At 31.9% G+C, this 23,971-nt stretch carries 24 protein-coding genes; 1 reads left to right on the top strand and 23 read right to left on the bottom strand.

From position 1 onward, the window contains the following. Positions 1-137 precede the first annotated feature (137 nt). From G9Q29_RS09630 to G9Q29_RS09525, 22 genes are all read right to left on the bottom strand, one after another. Positions 138-1,571: an MBOAT family O-acyltransferase gene (locus G9Q29_RS09630; protein ID WP_166136336.1), complete on the bottom strand. Its 1,434-nt coding sequence runs from the start codon at positions 1,569-1,571 to the stop codon at positions 138-140. A 1-nt stretch (position 1,572) separates the two neighbouring features. Next, a complete protein-coding gene (locus tag G9Q29_RS09625) occupies positions 1,573-2,136 on the bottom strand; it encodes a serine O-acetyltransferase (protein WP_166136333.1) in 564 nt (187 codons plus the stop codon). Between the two features lie 2 nt (positions 2,137-2,138). Continuing rightward, complete coding sequence (locus G9Q29_RS09620) at positions 2,139-3,533, bottom strand: UDP-glycosyltransferase (protein WP_166136330.1); 1,395 nt, start codon at positions 3,531-3,533, stop codon at positions 2,139-2,141. Continuing rightward, positions 3,533-4,654, bottom strand: coding sequence for a UDP-N-acetylglucosamine 2-epimerase (neuC, locus tag G9Q29_RS09615; RefSeq protein WP_166136327.1), 1,122 nt, complete (start codon positions 4,652-4,654; stop codon positions 3,533-3,535). The genes G9Q29_RS09620 and neuC overlap by 1 nt, the downstream gene beginning before the upstream one ends. 48 nt (positions 4,655-4,702) lie before the next feature. Further along, positions 4,703-5,491, bottom strand: a complete 789-nt coding sequence (locus G9Q29_RS09610) for a glycosyltransferase (RefSeq protein WP_166136324.1) — start codon at positions 5,489-5,491, stop codon at positions 4,703-4,705. Next, positions 5,484-6,524, bottom strand: coding sequence for an N-acetylneuraminate synthase family protein (locus G9Q29_RS09605; RefSeq protein ID WP_449528478.1), 1,041 nt, complete (start codon positions 6,522-6,524; stop codon positions 5,484-5,486). Before G9Q29_RS09605 ends, G9Q29_RS09610 begins: the two co-directional genes overlap by 8 nt. A 140-nt stretch (positions 6,525-6,664) precedes the next feature. Further along, on the bottom strand, positions 6,665-7,342 hold the full coding sequence (locus G9Q29_RS09600) for an acylneuraminate cytidylyltransferase family protein (protein WP_166136319.1): 678 nt from the start codon (positions 7,340-7,342) through the stop codon (positions 6,665-6,667). A gap of 182 nt (positions 7,343-7,524) precedes the next feature. Continuing rightward, complete coding sequence (locus G9Q29_RS09595; protein WP_166136316.1) at positions 7,525-8,412, bottom strand: glycosyltransferase family 2 protein; 888 nt, start codon at positions 8,410-8,412, stop codon at positions 7,525-7,527. Next, on the bottom strand, positions 8,409-9,434 hold the full coding sequence (locus G9Q29_RS09590; RefSeq protein ID WP_166136313.1) for a glycosyltransferase family A protein: 1,026 nt from the start codon (positions 9,432-9,434) through the stop codon (positions 8,409-8,411). The genes G9Q29_RS09595 and G9Q29_RS09590 overlap by 4 nt, the downstream gene beginning before the upstream one ends. 10 nt (positions 9,435-9,444) lie before the next feature. Beyond that, positions 9,445-10,290 (bottom strand): FkbM family methyltransferase, encoded by an 846-nt coding sequence (locus tag G9Q29_RS09585; protein WP_166136310.1) that lies wholly within the window; start codon positions 10,288-10,290, stop codon positions 9,445-9,447. A gap of 57 nt (positions 10,291-10,347) precedes the next feature. Next, complete coding sequence (locus tag G9Q29_RS09580) at positions 10,348-11,550, bottom strand: glycosyltransferase family 4 protein (protein ID WP_166136307.1); 1,203 nt, start codon at positions 11,548-11,550, stop codon at positions 10,348-10,350. An 8-nt stretch (positions 11,551-11,558) separates the two neighbouring features. Then, positions 11,559-12,491, bottom strand: coding sequence for a glycosyltransferase family 2 protein (locus tag G9Q29_RS09575; protein WP_166136304.1), 933 nt, complete (start codon positions 12,489-12,491; stop codon positions 11,559-11,561). Positions 12,492-12,500: 9 nt separating this feature from the next. Further along, positions 12,501-13,580, bottom strand: coding sequence for a hypothetical protein (locus G9Q29_RS09570; RefSeq protein WP_166136301.1), 1,080 nt, complete (start codon positions 13,578-13,580; stop codon positions 12,501-12,503). Further along, the gene (locus G9Q29_RS09565) at positions 13,577-14,425 is read right to left on the bottom strand and encodes a glycosyltransferase (protein ID WP_166136298.1); all 849 of its coding nucleotides are present in this window, start codon (positions 14,423-14,425) and stop codon (positions 13,577-13,579) included. The genes G9Q29_RS09570 and G9Q29_RS09565 overlap by 4 nt, the downstream gene beginning before the upstream one ends. Before the next feature lie 2 nt (positions 14,426-14,427). After that, positions 14,428-15,564, bottom strand: a complete 1,137-nt coding sequence (locus tag G9Q29_RS09560; RefSeq protein WP_166136295.1) for a glycosyltransferase WbsX family protein — start codon at positions 15,562-15,564, stop codon at positions 14,428-14,430. Between the two features lie 22 nt (positions 15,565-15,586). Then, on the bottom strand, positions 15,587-16,438 hold the full coding sequence (locus tag G9Q29_RS09555) for a glycosyltransferase family A protein (protein ID WP_166136292.1): 852 nt from the start codon (positions 16,436-16,438) through the stop codon (positions 15,587-15,589). Further along, complete coding sequence (locus G9Q29_RS09550) at positions 16,428-17,339, bottom strand: glycosyltransferase family 2 protein (RefSeq protein ID WP_166136289.1); 912 nt, start codon at positions 17,337-17,339, stop codon at positions 16,428-16,430. Before G9Q29_RS09550 ends, G9Q29_RS09555 begins: the two co-directional genes overlap by 11 nt. A gap of 17 nt (positions 17,340-17,356) precedes the next feature. Next, on the bottom strand, positions 17,357-18,187 hold the full coding sequence (locus tag G9Q29_RS09545) for a glycosyltransferase family 2 protein (RefSeq protein WP_166136286.1): 831 nt from the start codon (positions 18,185-18,187) through the stop codon (positions 17,357-17,359). A 40-nt stretch (positions 18,188-18,227) separates the two neighbouring features. Further along, positions 18,228-18,944: a class I SAM-dependent methyltransferase gene (locus G9Q29_RS09540; RefSeq protein WP_166136283.1), complete on the bottom strand. Its 717-nt coding sequence runs from the start codon at positions 18,942-18,944 to the stop codon at positions 18,228-18,230. Then, the gene (locus G9Q29_RS09535; RefSeq protein WP_166136280.1) at positions 18,934-19,596 is read right to left on the bottom strand and encodes a CatB-related O-acetyltransferase; all 663 of its coding nucleotides are present in this window, start codon (positions 19,594-19,596) and stop codon (positions 18,934-18,936) included. The genes G9Q29_RS09540 and G9Q29_RS09535 overlap by 11 nt, the downstream gene beginning before the upstream one ends. Beyond that, positions 19,581-20,849, bottom strand: a complete 1,269-nt coding sequence (locus G9Q29_RS09530; protein ID WP_166136277.1) for an ABC transporter ATP-binding protein — start codon at positions 20,847-20,849, stop codon at positions 19,581-19,583. Before G9Q29_RS09530 ends, G9Q29_RS09535 begins: the two co-directional genes overlap by 16 nt. 51 nt (positions 20,850-20,900) lie before the next feature. After that, complete coding sequence (locus tag G9Q29_RS09525; RefSeq protein WP_166136274.1) at positions 20,901-21,770, bottom strand: ABC transporter permease; 870 nt, start codon at positions 21,768-21,770, stop codon at positions 20,901-20,903. 340 nt (positions 21,771-22,110) lie between these two features. On the opposite strand from G9Q29_RS09525, the gene G9Q29_RS09520 reads away from it, so the two are divergent. After that, positions 22,111-22,470: a bleomycin resistance protein gene (locus G9Q29_RS09520; RefSeq protein WP_166136271.1), complete on the top strand. Its 360-nt coding sequence runs from the start codon at positions 22,111-22,113 to the stop codon at positions 22,468-22,470. A 737-nt stretch (positions 22,471-23,207) separates the two neighbouring features. On the opposite strand, the gene G9Q29_RS09515 is transcribed toward G9Q29_RS09520, so the two are convergent. Next, positions 23,208-23,687, bottom strand: a complete 480-nt coding sequence (locus tag G9Q29_RS09515) for a hypothetical protein (protein WP_166136268.1) — start codon at positions 23,685-23,687, stop codon at positions 23,208-23,210. Positions 23,688-23,971: the final 284 nt, after the last annotated feature.

The raw sequence follows: 23,971 nt of genomic DNA, 5'->3' as shown, positions 1-23,971 counted from the left end.
GTCGAGACGCTTTAACCTGCAAAAATAAACAAAACTGTCAATCTCGATGAGCTTGTCTTGAGCGCAGACGAAGGACTCGATCTGACAACAAGACCGCACTCAGTTTGACAATTAGAAAACAAAGAGTAAAGCAACTCTTAAAACTGAAAATAGATAAACTCTTTATAATCCGAATACGTTCCTAAAGCGATAATGGCGAGCAAGCAACCCGCTAGTTTGAGCCAAGAATATTTCCCAGAAATAGGCTCTACTTTGGTACGACTGTACCATTCTACGAGTACAAAAACACCTAGCAAAAGCAAAATTTCGTAGTTGTATCGCTCGTTTTCTAAATATTGCGAAGCGAAAGTACCTTCCGTAAAAAGGCGAACGATGTAGCTTACTGCTGCCTCAATACTTGGTGCTCTGAAAAAAATCCAAGCCAAACAACTTAAGGCAAATGTGAGAAGCATTTGAAAAAACACGCTAACCGATTGCCATTTCCACTGTAGAGCGACAGTACCCATATTCGATCTGTTGCGGTTCAAAAGCAATAAGGGTAAAAAATAAACCGCATTGATCGCGCCCCAAGCAATAAATGTCCAATTGGCACCATGCCAAAATCCACTGATTAAAAAAATAACAAATGTATTTCGAACTTTCATGCCCATGCCGCCACTGCTTCCACCAAGCGGAATGTACACATAATCTCGAAACCATGAGGACAACGAAATATGCCACCTGCGCCAAAACTCGGCTATGTCTCTTGAAAAATAGGGATAGTTAAAATTTCGAAGTAAGTCGATTCCAAATAATTTTGACATACCCAAAGCCATATCTGAGTATCCTGAAAAATCACCATAAATTTGGAAAGCAAAATAAACAGCACCTAAAATTAGTGACGCTGAATTCATATTCTCATGATGATCAAAAATAGCATTAGCATAAGTAGCGCAGGTATCTGCAATGACTACTTTTTTTACCAAACCCCAAATAAACTGATACACTCCTTGCTTGGCTTTTTCAAAATCAAAATTGCGCTTTACCTTTACTTGTGGCAGTAAATGTGTGGCGCGCTCAATAGGTCCGGCCACTAGCAAAGGAAAGTAACTCACAAACAACGAATAATCGACAAAATTACGTTCGGCTTTAATTCGTTTTAAATAAATATCAATCACATACGATAGCCCGTGAAAAGTATAAAAGGAAATTCCAACCGGAAGCACCACATCTAACAACAACGGACTACTTTGTATGCCCCAACCATTTAACAAAGTGGCAAAAGAACTGGCAAAAAAATTATAATATTTAAAAACTCCGAGAAAACCCAAATTGACTCCCACACTCAACCAAAACCAAAACTTTCTAGCCGACTCTTTTTTGGCTTTTTCAATTTGAATACCGGTGTAATAATCTAAAAATGTAGAGAAAACCAACAGAAATAAAAATCTCCAATCCCAACAAGAATAAAAATAATAGCTTGCTATAATTAGTAAGGTGTTTTGAGTGGTTTTATTTTTATTGCAAACAAACCAATACAAAACAAAAACTATAGGAAGAAAAATCGCAAAGGACAAGGAATTAAAAAACATACTATTTACAGCTATTATGGATGTAGAAAGAGGACAAATCTTTATTGATTGTGGTAGTTTTACCACTCAATACCGTATGATAATCCGGTACATCTTCTGTAACCACCGCATTTGCACCAATAGTAACATGATTTCCTATTTTTATTGCTCCAAAAATACAAGCACCTGGCCCTACAAAAACGTTATTACCAATCTTTGGAACTCCAATATGAGAACCTGAATTACTAACTCCAAAAGTAATTCCTTGTGAAATATTGCAATTATCACCTATTTTAGTGTCTCCATGAATAACAACATTTCCGAAATGTCCAATATAAAAACCCTCCCCAATTTGCGTTCTATAGGAAATATCAAATCCATACTTCACTTTTAGGTTGCGCAACCAAAGAAAGAAAAAGTAAAAAATAAGTCTATTTCTTTTTCTAAAATACTGAGTCAGCCTAAAAATAGTCAAGAATTTCAGTCCCGGATTAGGCATAAACATGAAGGTCTTGAGCAGCACCCAAAAACTCACCTTATGTATTCCACATCGCTTGTAATCCGATTTTATAGTTTGTCTTACCATTTTTATTTTCTACAAATTTTGGCGATACCTTCCCAAATACGTTGAGAGGCTTGGTCTGCGGGATATTGATTAATTTTTTTAAACCATTCTTGAGCATTTGCAATGATTTTTTGCGCATCATCACTCAACATCAATTCAATTTTAGCTGCAATTTCGTCCGGTGAGTTGAACCAAACTACTGCATCATCGGGCATGGAACGAAAGTGAACATAATTATATATCTTGTCAACAGACCAATTCTTGTTTGATATTTCAGGATTATAATTCATGAAAGCACATGGTTTTGTATGTGCAGCATAATCAAAAACCATAGAGGAACCCAAATTGACAACGAGTTCCGTGTGCACAACAATATTTAATTGTAAAATAGAATCTGCTTTAGTAGGCAAAATTGTATTCCAACCTTCGCCCGCTTTGTCCCATTTAGGCACAATCGCAGTGACTATATCTTTATTTGCCTCTAAAATTGTATCAAATCGATTTGAAAAATCTACCGGACATCTTCGAAAAATAATTCCTAATTGCTTCCCGATTTCGTTTAATTTTCGAACTGCTTTAATTAAATCTAATAAATAATTAGGATCATAAGGTGAAGTAGTTTCGTCATCTCCTGAATAGCAAATGTATTTTTTTTCAATGTCTAACCCATTCTGCTTAAAAAATAGCTCTTTGTCCATTACATTTTCTACTTGAAAATGATTTTCAAATTGTGGCGTTCCAGTTATTATGATTTGATCATCATTAATATACGGATAGTAATATAAAAGTTCTTGTTTCATATGTGAACTCCAAACAAAATAGTAATCCGTTTCTACTACCATAGTTCCTTTAGGAAGATTATCCCATGAAAAAATAAAAGTTGCAGTTGGGATTTCTAAATCTTGCGCAGCTAATAAAGGTGCTATAGCTAAACTGATCCTTTGATTGGTACAAAAAACAAATGCTGGTTTTTCGACCTTTAAAAGTTCAGAACATTCCATGTAGAAATCTGTTTTTCGTTCTGCATTTTTTATTAGAGTTCTTACCTTTTCTAACCCTTTTTCTGAATCAAATAATTGAATCACAAAACGAGTTACAGTACTTTTTACAGCTGATTTCAGAGTCTTATAAGAAAATGGAAATCGATAGGAATCATAAACGACATCTTTCGATTTTTTAATATTACAATTGAGTTCGATTTCTTTTCGAGCATTTTTTAAAATCTCTAATAAAAAGCCCGATTGCTTTTTTTTGAGTTTAATTTCTTCAAAACCAATTTGAGCCAAATCAAATGGAGTTGTATTCCAAATAACTAAATCCATCGCTTTTGCCATTCCTTTATTGTAAAAGTCTGTAAAAGCAAAATTACGCAGTCCTACACCATCGGGTAATAAAATTAAAATTTTTTTATTTGACATTAATTATCTCTAAACTGTTTCTGATGATTTATTTGCCAAATATCGTTGTTTTGAATGGAGTTGAGAAATAAAGCGGTACTATTTCCTTGTCCAAAATCAGTAGCAGTAATTTGCCTTTTATGATTGTCAATATTTTTTAATGCCATATTTATACTTTGAGGTTTATAATCTACATTTATAATATCTGCATCAATAACTCTATTCTGTTGCCGCGTTCCAATATTGATAATTGGAATTCCATAATAGGGAGCCTCTCTAATTCCTGCACTACTATTCCCTATGATGAATTGTGAACTTTTTAACAATGTCAAAAAATATTCAAACCGTAGGGAAGGAAAAACTCTGAAACGCGGGTTATTTTGTAAACGCTGATACTCTTTTATAATACAACTGCTACCTAAATCATTGTTAGGATATATCACCACATAATTATGTGTATCCTGCAAAAGACTATCTACGAAATCCTTAGCATAATGTTGCATTTCAGCAGATTCAGTGGTCACTGGATGAAACATAACTATAGCAAACTCATCAAAATTGATTTCATAATAGTGTTTTACAACTTCTAAACTTGGAAGTGAATCAGAAAACATAATATCAATATCCGGAGAACCTATATTAAAAATTGAGGTTTCCATTTCGCCCATTTGTAACAATCGCTTGGCTGCATCATCATTTGAAACAAAATGAATATGGCTTAATTTACTCACACTATGCCGAATTAATTCATCGACTGTCCCTGATAATTCGCCGCCTTCAATATGAGCCACCAATATATTATTTAAAGAACCTACTATTGCGCCCGCCAGGGTTTCAACACGGTCACCGTGAATCACAATTAAATCCGGATTTACTTTTTTGCAGTATCCGGATAATCCTTCAATGGTTTTAGCCAGAGTCAAATCCATTGTCGTTTCATGGGTATGATTTTCAAACGTATGTATATTTTTAAAATTACAACGTTCAATTTCTAAAAGCGTATAACCGTAATCCCGTAGTAAATGCATTCCTGTTACAAAAACAAAAACTTCAAACTCTAAATCATCATCAAGAATTGAAATCAACGATTTTATTTTGCCAAAGTCTGCTCTAGTTCCGGTCAGAAAAAGTATTTTTTTCATTAACAAAAAGTCAGAATTAAATTTATGGTAGCAAACATATTAATAAGTTTAAAATTTTTCAGGTTTATTATTTATGAACTTTAAAAGAAAAAAGAACCTTCTAAAAGCATAGTAAACACTGCTAATAAAAACTTTAAAAGCATTTATAGTCGACCCTACTAACATTTTCAAAGCGGTTATGATATTATATTCAGTATGCCATAATTGATAACTTCCAATGACCTCATTTTTATATCTAAAAAAAAGTTGCTCTTCATTTCGTTTTATAGTGTAGCAAAAAATAGAGGGCACAAATTCAATATCATATCCTTTATCCAAAACTCTTTTAGTCCATTCCTTATCTTCCATCGTCTGAATATCTTCCTTAAACGGAAGCAATTTCCAAACTTTTTTATTAAATGCAGAACCACAAAAAATAACTCCTGCACCATTCGGATTTTCTTTGGCCGTCACACCGTTACTATAATGAACATAATCATTATGATTATGCAAACATCTTAAACCAGCTAAATTATTGTTTTGTTGAAACTTTAATTGAATCAATTTAAAGAAATCATGACTTATCGGAAATGCGTGTGCGCTAAAAATAACCACAATATCATTGGAGGCACTTTCTGCTGCAATATTTGCACTACCTCCATAAGAGAAAACGTCTATATTGACTTTTTTTACTCCATACTTTTGTATTACAAAGGAACTAGTATCCGTTGACATATTATCTAAAACAATGATTTCATCAATATCCTCAGAATATCTTTTTTTTAGGATACCCAATAAGAAATCCAAAGAATGCTCTTGGTTTTTATTGCGTATGACTACCGATATTTTTTCACTCATAGTCATTTAACTCTAATTGTTCGTCAATAGCTATCGATCGTGTAGCCACCTTTCCAATAATAGATTCATATTGATCTGCCAGAATAGCTCCAGTTCCTGGACGCTTTACCCAGATATTTTCATTTGTAAATAAATCTCCTTTTTTTATCGGAGCAATTGTGCAAACCGTTGCAAAAGCAAAATCAATGGTCACTTGTTCTTCTAACGCAGGCTTTTTGGTTCCACCACGCATCTGCCAAATTTCATTGGAACATGTAATCAAATCGGCACAAGCTTGCTCATCCATACTGCACACAATATCTGGACCGGTTCGCTCCATGGTATCTGTAAAATGACGTTCCAAAATGCTAGCACCAAGAGCAACAGCACCCAAACAGGCATTATTATTTAACGTATGATCAGACAAACCGAAAACTTTGTCCGTAAAAGCTTCATGCATTTCCATCATAGCCCCAAAACGGACTAAATGAATGGGAGTTGGATATAAATTAGTGGTGTGCAACAGCGCTACAGGTACGTTGTGCTTCTCAAAAATAGCCACAGCTTTTTTAATGCTTTCAATAGTATTCATACCGGTACTTAAAATCACAGGCTTGCCAAAAGTTGCAATATGCTCTAGCAAAGGATAATTATTACATTCTCCAGATCCTATTTTATAAGCGGGAATATCAAATTGTTTTAATCGTTCTGCAGCCGCTCTAGAAAAAGGGGTAGAGATAAAAATCATTCCTTTACTTTCTACATAATTTTTCAATTCTAGCTCATCGGCTTCGTTCAGCGAACAACGTTCCATAATTTCATATATCGAAACTGTAGCATTGCCTGGAATTACTTTTTTGGCAGCACCACTCATTTCATCTTCCACGATATGGGTTTGGTGCTTGACAACCTCAACACCGGCTCTGTGGGCAGCATCCACCATTTCCTTAGCGATCTGCAAAGAACCTTCGTGATTAATCCCTATTTCAGCAATCACCAATGGTGGATAATCGGGACCTATTTTTCTTCCTGCAATTTCAATAAATGGGTTTATCATGGTAATGAATGGTTGTGGATAAGTTTTAAAATAAATATTTAAATTAAGCTAGACTGAACTTACTTGGACCGATTTCTGCAACAAAGAATCTCGACTGCGCTCGATTTGACAACAAAATGCTCAGTTCTCAACAACTGTCACTTCGAGCGTAGTCGAGACGATTTTTTAATTAAATACGCTGCATAATTCAAATCATCTTGTGTATCAATATCTACTGTCGCAAAAATATGATTTACTTCAAAAGGGATGCTATTTTCAGAAAATATTTTGCCCTCCCGTATCAAATTTGCTTTAGTAATGTACAACAATCCATTTTCATAATAAAGTGGTTCTAAATCCTGACTGCGTTGCCCTATCGTATAATTAAAAGGTTCAAAACAATTATTTTCTATCTTACCCAGTTTTTGATGATTCCGTGTAACGGTGAATAAACTGTCAGCATCAGTACAGTGATATCTTTCAAAAGCTTCTTGCAGTAGCTTTTCTGGTCGCAACGGATTAGTGGGTTGCAATAACACAACCGATTCTACAGCATCAAGAATACTCTCTAAAACATGTTGGACACAACTTATCGTTGGCTCAAAATCACCCGATAAAGTATCAGGTCTGTCAATCACCCTTGCGCCATAATGCAGTGCAACTTTTTTTATGGCTGCATTATCAGTCGTCACGTAGATATCATCAACAATAGACTGGTTTCTTTGTGCAAATAAAATACTATGAGCCAATAATGGAATTCCTCCTAAAAGCAATAAATTCTTATTTGGCAAACGTTTAGAGTTCCCTCGAGCAGGAATAATAGCAATAGTTTTCATGTGTACAATTATATCCTTGTAAAAATACTTATTTTTTCTAGTTTCAAATACACTCTGAGATTTATTACTGTTTTTAGCATAAATACTTGACGGATAACTCCAAATGTTTTTAATTTATCTGTTACGCTTATAACTTTAACCTACAAATTCATTTAACCCGTCTGATACCAATTTACATATATTTAATAAAAAATAGGAGAGGCTAATTCCTGCTTTTTCTTAATAACTAATTTTGAGACAGGTTTTCTATATTGTAGAACTTTTGGTATTTGTACTATTATAATACCAATAGTTTTAAAATAGCTTTTAAAAAAAGTTCTGTCTTCTAAAGCGTATTTTGTGAAATTATGCCAAAGCATTTTCATTATTTTAAAACTTGGATTTTTATGGTACACTACAAAATAAAAAACGGTGTTTTTCAATTGCTTTTCGAATCTAAAATAATTCATTCCACTATTTAATCTCGCTTGCATATTTACACGATGATTTACTGAAATCCTATTGGTATAGAGTATATCTTTATTATTAGCTATCACTTCAATTGCAACACAGGATTCCTCTCCGTAAATATCTATCCATAACGGAAACCCATTTGTAGCCAAATAAACATTTTTAGTGATGGCAAAACCGCAACCTACAAATTCATTACATAAATATTCAACCTTTTTATTTGGCTTTAGTGACAAAGCTTCTTCGTCATTTTTAAAAACACCTTTAATTTCTTGGAAAGCTATAATTCCCAAATTATTATTTTGTTCAAATATAGATTCAACAATTGTGATAAAATCATCTTGCAGTGGGTGTGCATCATCATCAAATCCAATAAAAATAGTACCTGTAGCTTTTTTGTAAAGGAAATTCCTTGCACTTGATGCTCCAATACTATCCTTTAAAACTGTCCAATCAACCCAATCAAATTGAATGGCTAAGTCCTCAGAACCATCAGTACATCCATCCAGTAAAACCATTATTTCATGTATAGAAATATCCACCATACTTTTTAATCTACTTAAAGTAAAAGCTAGCTCTTCCTTTCTGTTTTTTGATATAATCAGTATAGAAACTTTCATTTGGGAACAATATTATTGAAATTATGCAACATTGATTTTGGCAAATTTTTCCACCGATAGAAAAATTTTGAAATTGAGTCATTAAATAAAAAGGCAGTGAACAGCTTATTCTTAAATAAAACCACTAATGAATTCAGACGTTTATTTTCTTTAAAGCCCGAATCAATAGCACTTCTTTTATTTTCAACATGTGTGGTTGCGAACATCCAATCTTCAATAACATTCCCCATGTGATAGGCATGATTATCATAAGTAGTTACTCTCCAATAATCATATTGCAACGGTAAAGTGTCCAAGTAATTTTCCGAATTCCCGCCTAATTTGTAATTCAGGTGCGATTTCATTTCCTGAAACATTTGCTTTTTATAAGTAGCTACAAAATGTCCGGAACCTACATACATTTTAACCCCATTATGTTCTAACCCTAAACCATATTTGAGATAATCTTTATTATAACTCTTGTCCCAACCAATACTGTCATAAAAACGCATCAACCCTTCAGATGATTGGATAGGAATAAATTTTAATTTTTCACTAAAAAGAGTATCAAAGAGAATATTGCCACACTTATTTTTAAACATATTAAATTGAGGTACGATACCTACTACACCAGCTTTTGGTAGCGTTTTAAATATTTTTGTAGTCTCAAATTGCCAATTATCTAAAAACAATACATCGGCATCTGCAATAGTAACGAGTTCTATGTTGTTTCCGGCAAGACCTTTTAGCACTGCATTGAGTTTCCCTATATTTTCCGTATGAATAAGTTCTTGGATCAGACTCTCATGATACAATTGGTCTAAATAATCCATAACTACTTTACAGCTTCCATTGTTAACAACCGTAATATATGTTTTGCTGTGAACCGTTTTCAACAAGGATTGTAAACATAATTGAAGAATTTCCAAACTGTCTTTGAAATAGCCCTCTTGATGAGGTATATATACAGGAATAACTACCTGATGCAGGTAGTCTGATTGCAATATTGCTTTATCTTTGTGAGGGTTGTAGCCTATTCGCACGAATTATATTTTATTTTTGAATAAATGAATTTATAGCGTGATTACCTTTTAAAAATATATAATCTCCACTACAATCGAAATTAGACACTTCAATTATATTTTTGTCGTTTTCAATTTTAAAAGCTTTATTGAAATTAAAGCTTTTTAAAAGAACAAATATTTCATTACAAGTTTGTATTGAATTAATTTCCGAGATTAATTCAATAATGACAACAATATTTTCAATTTGATTTAATAGCAATTTAGCTCCATCTAATACTTCTTTCTCAAACCCTTCAACATCAATTTTCAAAAGTAAATATTGTGAATCAACATAATTCCTAAAAGAATCAAGTTGTGTTATTGGAATAGAAACTTTTTTATTACTACCTACAAAATTTACTTTCATTGAATGCTTTCCTTTATTCCACCCCTCATTTATATTTAAATAAACAATACTTACTATACTTCCAATACCCATTCTAAAAGGAATTATATTATCAAATTCATTTAAAATAATATTTTTTAAAAAACAATTATAGTTATTAATCTCCGGTTCAAAAGAATATACAGTAATTTTCGAATTAGTTGCTGCAGCGGTTAATGAATGAATACCAATATTTGCCCCAACATCAAAAAAATGATAATTTAAAGATGAATATTTTACTATAAGTTTTAAAACCTCAACTTCATTATAAGTATCAAAAAAGATATTTGCTTCAATTGCCGATTTAATACCACTATTAATTTTAAATTTATTAAAAAGAATGACAATTTTCTTACTGCCCATTAAATATTTAATGCGATTCCTTAAAAAATTACTCTTTACAAAATTCTTGTAAGTAAAAAGTAATTGCCTAATTAATATTTCTCTCATTATGATTATGATTATTTATGAAGTTATTATTAGAATAAAATAATTTAGTAAATCTTTTTAAATCAACACTTCATCTAATTTCTCTTTAAAAAAGTCATTCCCAAAATAATCCCCAAAGCAATTAACATTCTCATTAGAAACCAACCTTTTTTCAATAAGTGCTTTTAATTTTACTTTTACATCTGCTAAATTTCCTCCATTTGCAATCAATTCAGGATCTTCGATAATTTGTTTTAATTCACTACGCTCCGGTGATACACAAAAAACAGGTTTATGCAGCGAAGCTAAAAAAGGCGCTTTACCTACTAAAATATTACAATACATAGGTCCGTTCTCTAAGATGACATTTATATCGGCAATATGTGTTTGTTCGTAAGCTGAATTAGAAAAATTCAACGTAGGCAAAATCGCTATGTTATCACAATCCTTATAGTTATCCCGCAACGCATTTACATCTCCGCCTCCTAACCGTAACACAAGTTCTGTTTTTTCTTTGATGATTACATTTTCAGTAACTAATGCTGAGTACGCATCCAAAAGCGTGTTGATTTTGCGTCCAAACTGTATCGAACCATGGTAGGCAATTGTCAGCTTCTTTTGTTTCGGTCTTACCTTCTGGATATCTGTTAAATCAAAAACTGATGGAGAAAATTGATGTGGTATAGTGGAGAATTTTTTTCGGGAACCATATAAAAATTCTAAATCATTAGACATTAATTGCGCTGTACTAATGCAAGCTTTGGCCTGCTGAACAACTTTATACATCGTTTTGAGTCGAAATAATTCTACACCAGACAGCTCATGATGAGAGCCTTGGTACCAAAAAAAGGGATAGGGATCGTGAAAATTAATAATAGCTTTTTTAAGAATGGGTAAATCTCTGGCGCCTAACAGCGTTTCATGATTCAAGCCTGAACTCCTGATAAAAACATGATCGTACTGCTCATGTTTTATTTTTGAAATATAAGAACCATACAACTTATGTACAAATCGGTCGTATAGCGATATATGAAAAAGTCTCCAAGAAATACGGTTGAGCCACTTAGTTACAAAAGGTGGTTTCAAATTTAAAACATGAGATTGGATGGAATCAATAGGCAGTAGGTCCAATTGGTCTTCACTGGAGTGGTTTTTTAAATACAGTACATCAATGACCGATTCCGGATATGCCATGCGCAACTTTGCCAGAAAAGAGCGGGAAACAATTCCTTCACTTGCCCCTGATACCTTTAAGTTTTGCGCGATTACTAGAAATTTCATTTTAATGACTATAATTTTTTAACTTTTAACCAAATCCCATAAAAAAACAACCTGAATGGCAAATGAATATAAAATAATCTCCACTTCAGTTCTTCTATTTTTGGTAAATCTAAAGTATTTATAATTCTTTCGAACAAGTTGAATTCTTTATATTGCAAAGACACTTGAATAAAATAACGTAGTATCTCGCTAGACAACATTTTTTTTTCTTTTAAATTGGCTATAACTAACTGTATTGCGTCAGTGTAGGATGACAAACTATTTAAATTTCTATTACCAAAATCCCCAGTGATGGACACATCGTGTTTTCTACCATAATAAAGGGTTTTGTTAATTGATATCCCTCTATTTACAGAAGTTATGATTCGTGCATAAACCTCCCATTCTTCTGCGTACTTTAAATGCTCTATGTATCTATGCCTTGTATAACATTCTTTTGTCCACATGACTGCACAAGAATTGAATTGCAGTTCATTCCTCAATATTTTATTGATATCACTACTATCAATATGAAAAGAAGTGTATTCTTTTGAGTAATCAAAATCATAAACAAAATTACCTCTAAAAACATCCCTGATGTATCGACAAAAAGAAAGTTCAGCATTCGATAGTTCTGCTACACACAATTCTAAATTTTGTGGATGAGCAATATCGTCATCATCAAAAAATATAATGTAATCTCCTTTAGCAAGGTCTAAACCATAGTTTCTACTTCCTGGTAATCCCTTTTGATACTTAGGAGTTCGCATAAAATATTGAAACCGGGTATCCTGTTTTAAAATAGGAGCTAAAATTTCCTGTGTATTGTCTGAACCGCCATCATCAATTATTAAACATTCCCAATCTGTGAAGGTTTGTTGTTGAATTGAGTATAAGGATTCTAAAATATATTCCGCCCTATTGTATGTGGCTAATATTATGGAAACAGTAGGTGTTATCATATTTTAAAATTATTTATATTTTAAGAAATCAAGACTTATATGCTCAGCTTGAATAAAAATTTTATTTAATTTTGAATTCACTATCTTCTGTACAATCGAGGAAGGACTTAAATAAAATTTATAATAATCAATCACGTTTGTTCTTAACTGTACTATTTGCCCATTTGTCATCAAAAAACATTGTTCCACTGCATTATCAAAATCATTTATATCTCTGTAAATTATTGCTGTATGATTATGTATTAGCGGAGGTCTAAATAAATTGGCGTAAGTTTGATGAAGAATCGGTATACAACCACAACTCAATGCTTCTATTAAATTGTGAGATTGAGGAATAATGACTCCTGGCAAAGCAATAAAAAAGTTAAATTTCTCTAATTTCTGTAGCAACTCAGAAAGAGAAAGACTAAAATCGTATTTTGTATCAATCAACAATAAAACCTTTTCCTCCTCACTAGCAATAAAATCATCTAATTCTTGCTTATTATTGAGTCTCTTGTAGTAATTTTGAGCATAAATATGCTCCATTATTTCTCTCCGATTTAGGATGTCAAAATATTTATTTTTAGAAATTTCTTCATATTTATTTTTGTCAAAATTACCTGCCATAAATCCCACATTTTTTCGCGTAGATATGAAATCATGTCGTATGTGTAAATTTTCATCTTTATACATCTGTGGATATTTACTCATTGGAACATGGTAATATAAAGCATCATTCTCATATTTTGAATTAAAAAAATCATTGCTAAGTTGCTCTTTATTAATGAAAAAAACATCAGTTTTATGTTGAGGTTTTCCTATTTTAATATTTTCGTTTAAAATCCATGATGCATATTTAAACTCTCCATTATTTAAACTCAATTTGGCTATGAGTTTTCTATTATATGGTATGTATACAGTATAACCCTCAATAGTAAAGAATTTAATAAAATTATATAAATACCTATTTAATTGTATCTCACTAATATCGATGTAAATTTTTTTCGATTTTGATTTTGACAAGGTCGAGATTGATAAAATTTTTAATAAAAAATAATAATTTACAGCCTCATTTTTGAAGAACTTTCTAATAGAATATAAAATCATTTAAAAATAGATTTAAAAAAGTGTTTCACTATTCGTGCTGGATATAAGATTAAATAACCAATTCTATATTCTTTCTCGATTAAGAGCTTTTTCTGTTGCTTTTCTTCAAATGCAATTTTATTTAAAAGATGATGCACAAAACCTTCGAAATTATTCATGTAAAGTGCCTTGTGTTTAGTATAAATGTAAGTCAACAATTCATACTTCTTACTATTTGCAATACTTGTTGTCGAATTATTTCTTCTTCTATAATTGTAAAGAGGCTCTTGGATGACCTGTGTGAACCCACCGTCTTTTAGAATGCGGATAAAGAATTCCCAATCTTCAAATCCATTTCGCATTTCTTCATCGTATCCCTTAAATTGACGCCAATCTTCTTTTTTGAACATCGAAGTCCCTAAAGCATCATTAGCATATATAAAATTAGAAATTGTACCTCCAGCAGGTATAAATATATTCTTATCACCATTCTCATACCAACGAGTAGCTTGACAAGTAACTATTTTCACATCTTTATTATTTAAAAATATGGGTATCGCTTTTTCACAAAAAGTTACCTCAAAATAATCATCACTATCTAAGGTCAAAATATATTCTCCTGTAGCTTCTCTAATACCGTTATTTCTAGCCGTACTTTGTCCTTTGTTTTCTTGCGTAATTAATCGTGCTATTTTAGGTTGTAATTTTTTAAGCACTTTTTTTGTTCTTAAATCAGAACCATCATCTACTACAATAACTTCTATATTTCTATAAGTTTGATTCAAAGCAGAATTTACTGCTTGTTCAATATATTGCCAATCATTATAGCAAGGAACTATGATCGAAACTAATGGCGTGTTTTCCAAATTTATATATTTTTATTCAATTGCTCTTTGACTTTTTTTACAGCCTCCAGCCAACCTAATCCGTATTTTGCATCAGGTTCTAAGTGATTCCCTTCTGCCCATTCATTCCAAGATTTTATAATCACAAATGGTGGATTATTTGGATTTTTTAATAATTCATCAACGGCTATTTGTAAATGTTGTTGCCAATATTTAGGATTGGCATTTTTAAAAATCAATGATTTTTTACCACTCCGGGCTGAATTATCCCAATTAGGAAAAACGCAAGAAATATATTTTGTATTAGGAAATTTTATATTAAAATGAGAAACCCCTTTTTTATAATTAAAAATTAACGGTTTCTTCCTTACACCTATCTTATAAGAAGCACTAAATTTTTCTATCCATTTATTTTCAATTTTGTTTAGCAAACTTTTTTCTTTAAAGAAAGGCTTTCTGCCGTATCGCATTTTAAAAAAAACATCCATTCCTATTTGGCCGTAAACGGAGGAATTATTCAACATAACATCTAAATGTGACACCACAGTAGCTATAAAATAAATACCCGAAAAACCTTGATTTATAGCCAAGTCATTAAATATTTTAATAAATAAATCTAAGTCCGGAATGTCCTCGATTCTGTAAATATGAAACATGGGCTTGTTATCAACTTTTATATAGCGTTCATCTCTAAAAAAAGGTAGCAAATAATTAAAGTAATTTTTATAATCTTGCTCCCCATTATAAGTTTGCTCAATCAAAATGTTAGGATTATCTAATCCATGCCAAATTCCTTTCCAAGTTTCATTTGCCCAGCAAAAACAAAAAGGCAAATTAGTTTGTACATCTTGTAGCATTTTTTCTGCAGGTTTTTCTAATAACATCTTGCCATCACCAAACCAATATTGATAGTAAATAAAACCATCTATCCCATATTCGTTTGCTAAATCAGCTTGTGCTTTTCGAACCTCGGGAACCCGTAAATCGTAAAAGCCTAACTCACCGGGTAATATCGGTTGTTCATGCCTTTTAAACAATGGCTTAGCTTTTGCAGTATTAGTCCACTCCGTAAAACCTTTACCCCACCACGCATCATTTTCAGGAATGGGATGAAACTGTGGTAAGTAATATGCTAAAAATTTTATTTTATCTTCGGGCATCTCAATTGGATTAAAATAATAATTAATTATTCTTTGGTTTTCTATATTTCCCAAAAATAGAAAACCCAAAAAATACGGAGCAAAAAACATCAATAGCAAACTTTTCGCTCGTTAATTTATATTCATATTCATTTGTGATTTGTATCACTTCCTGTTTCATTTTTTTAAAAGACCCATAATGCTTAACAAAAAAATCTGCATGTTTAATACTTAAATAATTGCTTAAATAATTTGCATTTTTATAATTGATAGAATCCAACATTGATTTTGATTTAATTCTATAATAAAAACCTACTTCTTCAATTCTTTTAACATTTCCACCATTCTTTAACATTGCAATCCAAAACTCCCAGTCCTCCCAACCATAAATCATTTTACTATCGTAGCCCCCGATTAATTCCCAATCCTTTTTTTTATAGACAGCCGAACAAAAAATTAAATTATTTTGACTCAGATTATATAAGTTAAAATCAGGAAGTTGCCATAACCCAGACTCCTCGCCAAATTTTTCTGCCAAACAATACACTAATTTCAGAGAAGAATCATTTTCAAACTCTATTATAGCATTCGCTAAATAAGTTGAACTTATTTTATCATCCGCATCGAGGGGCAGAATAAACTCTCCTACTGCATTGCTTATCCCTAAATTTCGGGCACTACACAATCCTTGGTTTTCTTGAAACAAATATCTAAAACGTATATCTTTTTCTAACCATTCTAAGGCAACTTTTTCAGTATGATCTTGACTACCATCATTGACAATAATACATTCCCAATCAGAGTAGGTTTGATTCAAAACCGAAATTAAACATTCGTTCAAATACTTTACTTGGTTATAACATGGAACAATAACGGAAATTTTTTTATGACTCATTGCGTTTTAAAATTGTATTTAAACACCTTTTTAATATTTTTTTAAAATCATGATATTTCAGCCATTTAAAATAGTAAACAAATAAAAAAAACCATTCTAAAACGGTTAGTTTTCTGATTTTAAGAATATCATTCTCATATCTCCTTAAAAAAAGTAAACGCTGATTGTATTCATAATAATGAAGTTTTTCTTTAATAATTTTTTTACCAAATAAGATTTGAGACTTAATTTTTAATAAAAAATTATCTGTTTTCCCAGAAATATTTGAACTTGATAAACGAACATAGACCAGAGAATCATTTATTGTAAAAATTGGCTTGTTATCGGAGAAATCAAGCCATGCTTGATCATCGCTATTCCATGCTAAAGGATAATTATAAAAATGATACTTATCATACGTTTTTCTAGAAAAAATATATTCTGATAAAGAACTACGAGTCAAATGATTGAACTTTCTTAAATAAGCATCCGTTGCTTTTTCCCATATCGGATGTTCAAAACTATTTGAAATTTCATTTTTGTCTTGCATTGCCATTTTACTTGCAAAACGAATCACTTCCGATTTTTTGTCAAACAAATGATAATTTTCATACCAAGAAGCAACTACTTTATCATCTAAGTAATCATCATCACCCAAAATCATTATCCATTCTTCATTTTCACTCAAATTAATACACCTTTCCCATTGCTTTGCAAGTGAAACACCCCCTAAGTTTTCTTTGAATCGATGATAAACAATATCAAATTTATCTTCGAAACTATTAATAAGAGCCAAAGGATTTTCAGGACTGCTATCATCTCCTATATAAACCTTGAATCTCTTATCTGTTTGATTGGAAAGGGATTGCAATGTATCATTAAAAAAAATAAGTTTATAATATGGGATAATTATAGCTAGCATCTAAATAGTTTTAAAAATTAGTTTCCATTAATCTTAAAAAACTCAATACCAATAATTTTCTTAGTTAAACAGTTTATTATAAATTTTTCGCTTTGCAAATTAATATTGTTTTGCTCTTTAACTTGTTCTAATAGAGTAACTTTTTCACAATATTTTTCATAATAGTATGCACTATATTTTTTTACAATGTAATTTCTATTTAATGTTGCCATTTGATTTGTAAAAGAATGAATCATAGATGTACTTGAGACAAAATATTTAAATGTAACTATATTCATGTGATAAAAAGTAACATTCAGCATCCCTAAAGCGATCCAGAACTCCCAATCCTCATGACCTTGAAAAGGCATGTTTTCATCATAACCGCCAACTTTAGTCCACAACTCTTTTCGAAAAATAGCACAAGCATCAATATAATTGTCAATTACAATTTTTTCTAAATTAAATTTACTTATTTCCCAAATCCCTGTTCTTTCACCAAAATATTCAGCATGACCATGTACTACTCCAATACTTGAATCTTGTTCAAAGACACGGATTGCCCGGGAAACGAAATCGTCTTTTATTAGATTATCAGAGTCTAAAGGTAATATATAAAATCCATTAGCTCTTGTTATACCATAATTCCTTGACTTTCCTAAGCCTTCATTTTGTTTTGAAAAGTAGCTAAATCGATTATCTTTTTTAACCCATTTCAAAGCGATTTCTTCCGTCCTATCAATTGAACCATCGTTAATTATTATGGCTTCCCAATTTTGAAAATCTTGACTAATCACAGACTCCAAAGTAGTTTGCAAAGTAGACTCGGAATTGTAACAAGGAATTATTATTGATATAATTGGGTTCATACTTATTTTATTATCTTTGATTTAATACGAAACAAATAACTTATTTAGTTACAAAACCGTATAACCCTGAAAACAATTGACCATTCTTAAAAAAATCTCTTTTGATATCTTTTTTCATCAATTTTTTAAGCACAAAAGACAAAAATGGTTTAATCAATTTTCTTTTGTTAATTGATAAATTATTGTCATACCATAAGGCTAATGATACTGCTAAATGGTAATCAAATCCACCTAAAGGCTTTACTTGCCAATTTGAAAATTCTGTTCTTTTAAAATTCTCTTCCAAAGTAAAAGGAGAAAACCGATGGTAATCATATGGAGCTTCATGTAAAGGCCAAATTGATGGCACAGTAAAAAAAAAGATTCCTCCCGGTTTCAAAACCCTTTTTATCTCTTGCAGAATTGAGGCGGTATCAAAATAATGTTCTAAAAATTCGGTAGCTATAACAAAATCAACAGAATTATCTTCAATTGAAATAGTCTTACCATCCCAAATAATATCTGGTTTTACATGATGATGGTATTCGGTGGGCTCAAGATCCATTCCAATATATTCTGTAATTTTTTGATTTAGTAAATATTCTTTGTAAGGCATTACTCCACAAGCTAAATCTAAAACTTTTCCATGCAAAATAGGCTTCAATTCGTTAACAGCTTCTAACAACGATTTTCTGATTATGTATTCTGAAAAGGATAATTTTTTCGACTTGAGGTTTATGAAGTAATCATTTATGTATTGCTCAACATTATATATCATGGTTCATTTTTTTGATCATCTCATTTAGCAAGATTGTTGTAGGATTACTTAAAACATCTTTATATTTTTTTAAAGCTTGAAAATCCATTTCCCACCACTTTATTTTTAATAAAAGCTCAATTACTTTACTGTCAAATCTTTTTCTTATGAATTTTGCTGGTACGCCAGCTACAATATCATAATCATCTACATCTTTTAAAACAACAGCTCCGGCACCAATTATTGCACCATTTCCTATTTTGACACCATTTTTGATATAAACATTAGCCCCAATCCAAACGTCATTCATGATTTTCACTTTATTAAAGTGCGAAATTAAGATTGATGCAGTTTCATTTTCATCAAATAACAAACTATTTAAATAAATATGCGGTGAAGTTGATATCATATTTGTAGGATGGTCACCATAACCAATAACTACATTGGGACCAATTGAACAATAATCACCTATATCTGCATGATAGACAATAGAGTTATAGGAAACATAACTATTTTTTCCAATACTAATATTACGGACTTTATTATTCCCATGAAAATTATTTACCTTACCCAATTCCACTTTCTCTTCAAAGCTTAACTTAAGCTCTTTTTGCGTTCTATTAAAAATCCTTTGAAGCAAAAATTTTTTAATTTTTTCTATAAAATTTCCCATTGGCATGCGACTCTTAATGGACCTATTTTTTCATTAACCTGATAATACAAATCTGACCCTCTGTCAATTACATCAAATTCACATATACTCTCGACATAACTAAAAACAACCCCACCTTTTTGAAAGATAGCTACATCGAAAGAATATACTCCTTGATTTAATATATCTTTAGGTATTTTGCATCGTAATTTACCAGCTATTTCTCTTGACTGTGAAAAATCAAAGTGATTTGTAAACAACTTATTTTTTTGTAAATCTAAAAGAGCTATACCAACTGTAAAAGTAACTATTGGAATACGATTACTATATTCTATATCAAGTACAATTTCTTCATCATGATAAAACCTAATACAAGGCGAATATAAATCATTAACACTAAGTAATTTAACATTTTTTATAAATGGATTATCTGCTGTAATATTTGATAAATATATTCCACTCCTTATTTTTGACTCTTCATTTAAATTAAAATAATAATCAATTCCGTCGTCAGTATTTCCTTCAAAAACAACAGTACCATGTTCTAAAATAATTGTCTTAGTACACAACTGTTTAACCGCCGCCATATTATGACTCACAAACAAAACTGTTCGGCCACCAGTTTTGGAAATATCCTGCATTTTGCCAATTGCTTTTTTCTGGAACTCAGAATCGCCTACTGCTAAAACTTCGTCAATAATTAAAATTTCAGGTTCTAAAAATGCAGCTACGGCAAAAGCCAAACGCACATACATTCCGCTACTGTATCGTTTTACAGGAGTATCAATGTAGCGCTGGCAGCCTGAAAATTCGATTATTTCATCGAGTTTGGAGGTAATTTCTTTTTTGGTCATACCCAAAATAGCGCCATTCAAATAGATGTTTTCACGTCCTGTCATTTCGCCATTAAAACCAGTACCTACCTCAAGCAACGAGGCAACCCGACCACCAAACTTAATGCTTCCAGTTGTAGGAGCCGTAACACGTGATAAAATTTTCAATAAGGTCGATTTACCAGCTCCATTCTTCCCAATTATCCCAATAACTTCACCGCGACCAATTTCAAAATTGATATCCTGAAGTGCCCAAACATAATCACTATCGCCTTTAGTAGAACGATCGTTGGTTTCGCCAATTTTTAAGTACGGATCTTCTTTCCCCCGTATTTGATGCCACCAACGGTTAAGGTCATGTGCCATAGTACCTGTACCAACTTGACCTAGTCGGTATTGTTTGGAAATATTTTCGGCTTTTAAGATGATATCTTTACCCATTTATTATTTAAATACTAAAACTATTGATTATTAAAACCTGTACACTTACCACTAAATCGTATCAATAAAACTCTTCTCCGTTCTGTTAAATATTAAAACTCCCACTAAAAATACCATAATAGTCACTAAGAAAGTATATCCCAAACCGTAAATGGAGATTTGACCAACATTAAGCAACATGTATCTCGTCGTTTCGATAATATAAGCTAAGGGATTGTATTCCACAATCCAACCGTAAGTAGGTAACTTTTCTTTAATCAAAGCCATTGGATACATCACTGCCGATAAATACATCAATAACTGTACACCAAAACCAACTAAATTACTGAAATCTCTGTATTTAGTAACTAAGGAGGAAATAAACATCCCCAATCCAAGTCCTAAAACACCCATCATAACAATTAGAAATGGAAATAATACAATAGTGATATTCATACTTATTGAAGTATCTTGCAAATAGTAATATCCGTAAAAACAAAGAAATATAAAAAACTGGATTCCAAACTTCAATAAGTTAGAAACAACAATTGAAAGAGGTACAATTATACGTGGAAAATAAACTTTCCCAAATATCCCTGCATTAGCTCCAAACGTATTCGAAGTTCCGGTTAGACAAGCCGTAAAATAATTCCAGACTGTGATTCCAGCCAAATTAAACAAAAAAGGAGGTACTGTACCAGTATTGATACCCGCGACATTATTAAAAATAATTGTAAAAGTTACTGAAGTAAATAATGGCTGAATCAAGTACCAAAGCGGTCCGAGAACAGTTTGTTTGTAAACCGTAACAATATCACGTTTTACAAACAAAAATAACAAGTCACGGTATTGCCATACTTCCTTTAAATTGAGTGAAAAGAATTTATTCTTAGGTGTTATTTGAAACAGCCACGTGGTATTGGTTTGTTCGTTGTGGGTCATAGTTTTTGGATTGAACTTTATAAGCCTAACCTACAAAGATGCTTGGGCAAATAAAGTAAACAAATATAACAATTTTAGGATGGTTTTAACAAATGCAAAAACAACCACTTATTGATTTTCCGACTAAAATATCCGCTCAAATAGCAATGGCAATAAAATAAAGTTGATACTTAGGTTGCCGTTTATCAATTTTCCGAAGCGCCACAACAAAATCACTATGAATAAGTAAAAATGCAGTTAAAAGCGAAGTTTAAAATAATTATCTTAGCATTTTATGCACTAAAAGCCACTACATCAAACAATAAAAACAAAAAGATAATCAACTCAAAAGCAAACCAAAATGTTGACACAAATTCATCCTAAACTTCCAATGCGCAATAAAGCTGTAACCAAAGCTTATTACACACAGCAACTCGGATTTGATGATGTGAGCGCCCACGATTATGAAGGCTATTTGATAGTAAAACGAGACCAAGTAGAAATTCACTTTTTTGAATTTAAAGAATTAGACTCGTTAGAAAACTACTCAGGTACGTACATCAGGACCAACGAAATAGAAAATTTTTACAAAGAATTGATTGACAAAGGAACATCCATACACCCAAATGCACCATTACACATCAAACCATGGGGACAGAAGGAATTTGCGTTACTTGATCCGGATCACAACTTACTCACATTTGGTCAAGCAGTAGAATAAAATGAATTGATTTACTCGACAGTACTTCTCGATACACTTTTGCTACGCTGCGCTACTCAAAAGCACTCGAAGTGACGGTGAAATAAACTTTTGTAACTGCGCTACAAAAACCACTCACAATACCGATAGTTAGACCGTCAGTTCGAGTGCTTTTTACAGTAATGCGATAGCTTTATTGTTAAAAGTTTATCGAGAACAGTATTGCAAACAAGACGACTTCTCGATACACTTTTGTTATGCTTCGCTACACAAAAGCATTCACAATACCGATAGCTCGGCCGTCAGTTCGAGTGCTTCTTACAATAATGCAATAGCTTTATTGTAAAAAGTGTATCGATAACAATGCTGCAAACAAGACGACTTCTCGATACCCTTTTGTTTCGCTACGCTACACAAAAGCACTCGAAGTGACGGTGAAATAAACTTTGATAAGCTGCGTTACACAAAACCACTCACAATACCGATAGCTAGGCCGTCAGTTCGAGTGCTTTTAACAATAATGCCATAGCTTTATTGTTAAAAGTTTATCGAGAACAGTATTGCAAACAAGACGACTTCTCGATACACTTTTGTTATGCTTCGCTACACAAAAGCACTCGAAGTGACGGAAGCATTTTAATTTTGCTACGCTACAAAAAAAGCAATCGTCTTGAGAATAGAACAAATTAAATAAACTCTTGACCTTAGAATAGCATTTATTTAAAAAACTAACAAACCGTTATTATGTGATTTTAAAATCATTCACATGCAACCTTGTCGAATTTAAACTTAACAGAATCAAAATCAATAGGTTCTCCTTTTACGAAATAGGTAGCACCCATAGTAGTCTGCATTTTACCATTCCCTAAAATCAGCTGCTCTCCACGTTTTAAAAAAGCCATAGGATTCTTGAAAGTTATTTTTTCATTACTACCTTCAATAAAGGTATAACTAACAAATAAGGTATCACCACTAAATTTACCTGCAATTGCACCTTTTTTTATCGGCATTTTATCAAATTGCATTTGCATATTGCCTCCAATCTTACCACCATTGAATTTCTCAACTTGTAAATTTATTGTATCACGTTCATATATAGCTTTGTAACATTGCACAGTCAATGGCTTTTCAGCATTTTGTTTCTTTGAAGTTCCTTCAATATCTTGTTTCTTGTCTTGGCAGGATGTGATGGCTAAAATAGAAGCCGTAATAAGAAATAAATTTGTTTTTGTTTTCATTTTGATAAAAGATTGATGGTTAAATAGAATAGAATAACGTAAGATACTAAGAAAATATTTTCTTTTGCGTTCCAAACAAATAAAATAAAATTTAAAAAATCATCAAATAAAACAAAGACAATATGTAAATGCTAATTACCATATACAAGGAGATAAATATCACACTAACCTCGGTAAATAAAAAACCCTCCCACACATTAGTGTTGAAGGGTTTTTATCTGTACTCAGAGCGGGACTTGAACCCGCACGAACATTGCTGTTCACTGGATTTTAAGTCCAGCGTG

This window comes from Flavobacterium turcicum (genome assembly GCF_011365745.1).
GTDB lineage: Bacteria > Bacteroidota > Bacteroidia > Flavobacteriales > Flavobacteriaceae > Flavobacterium > Flavobacterium turcicum.
The sequence above is the reverse complement of the archived record's forward strand: the minus strand, read 5'-3'. Positions and strand labels throughout refer to the sequence as shown.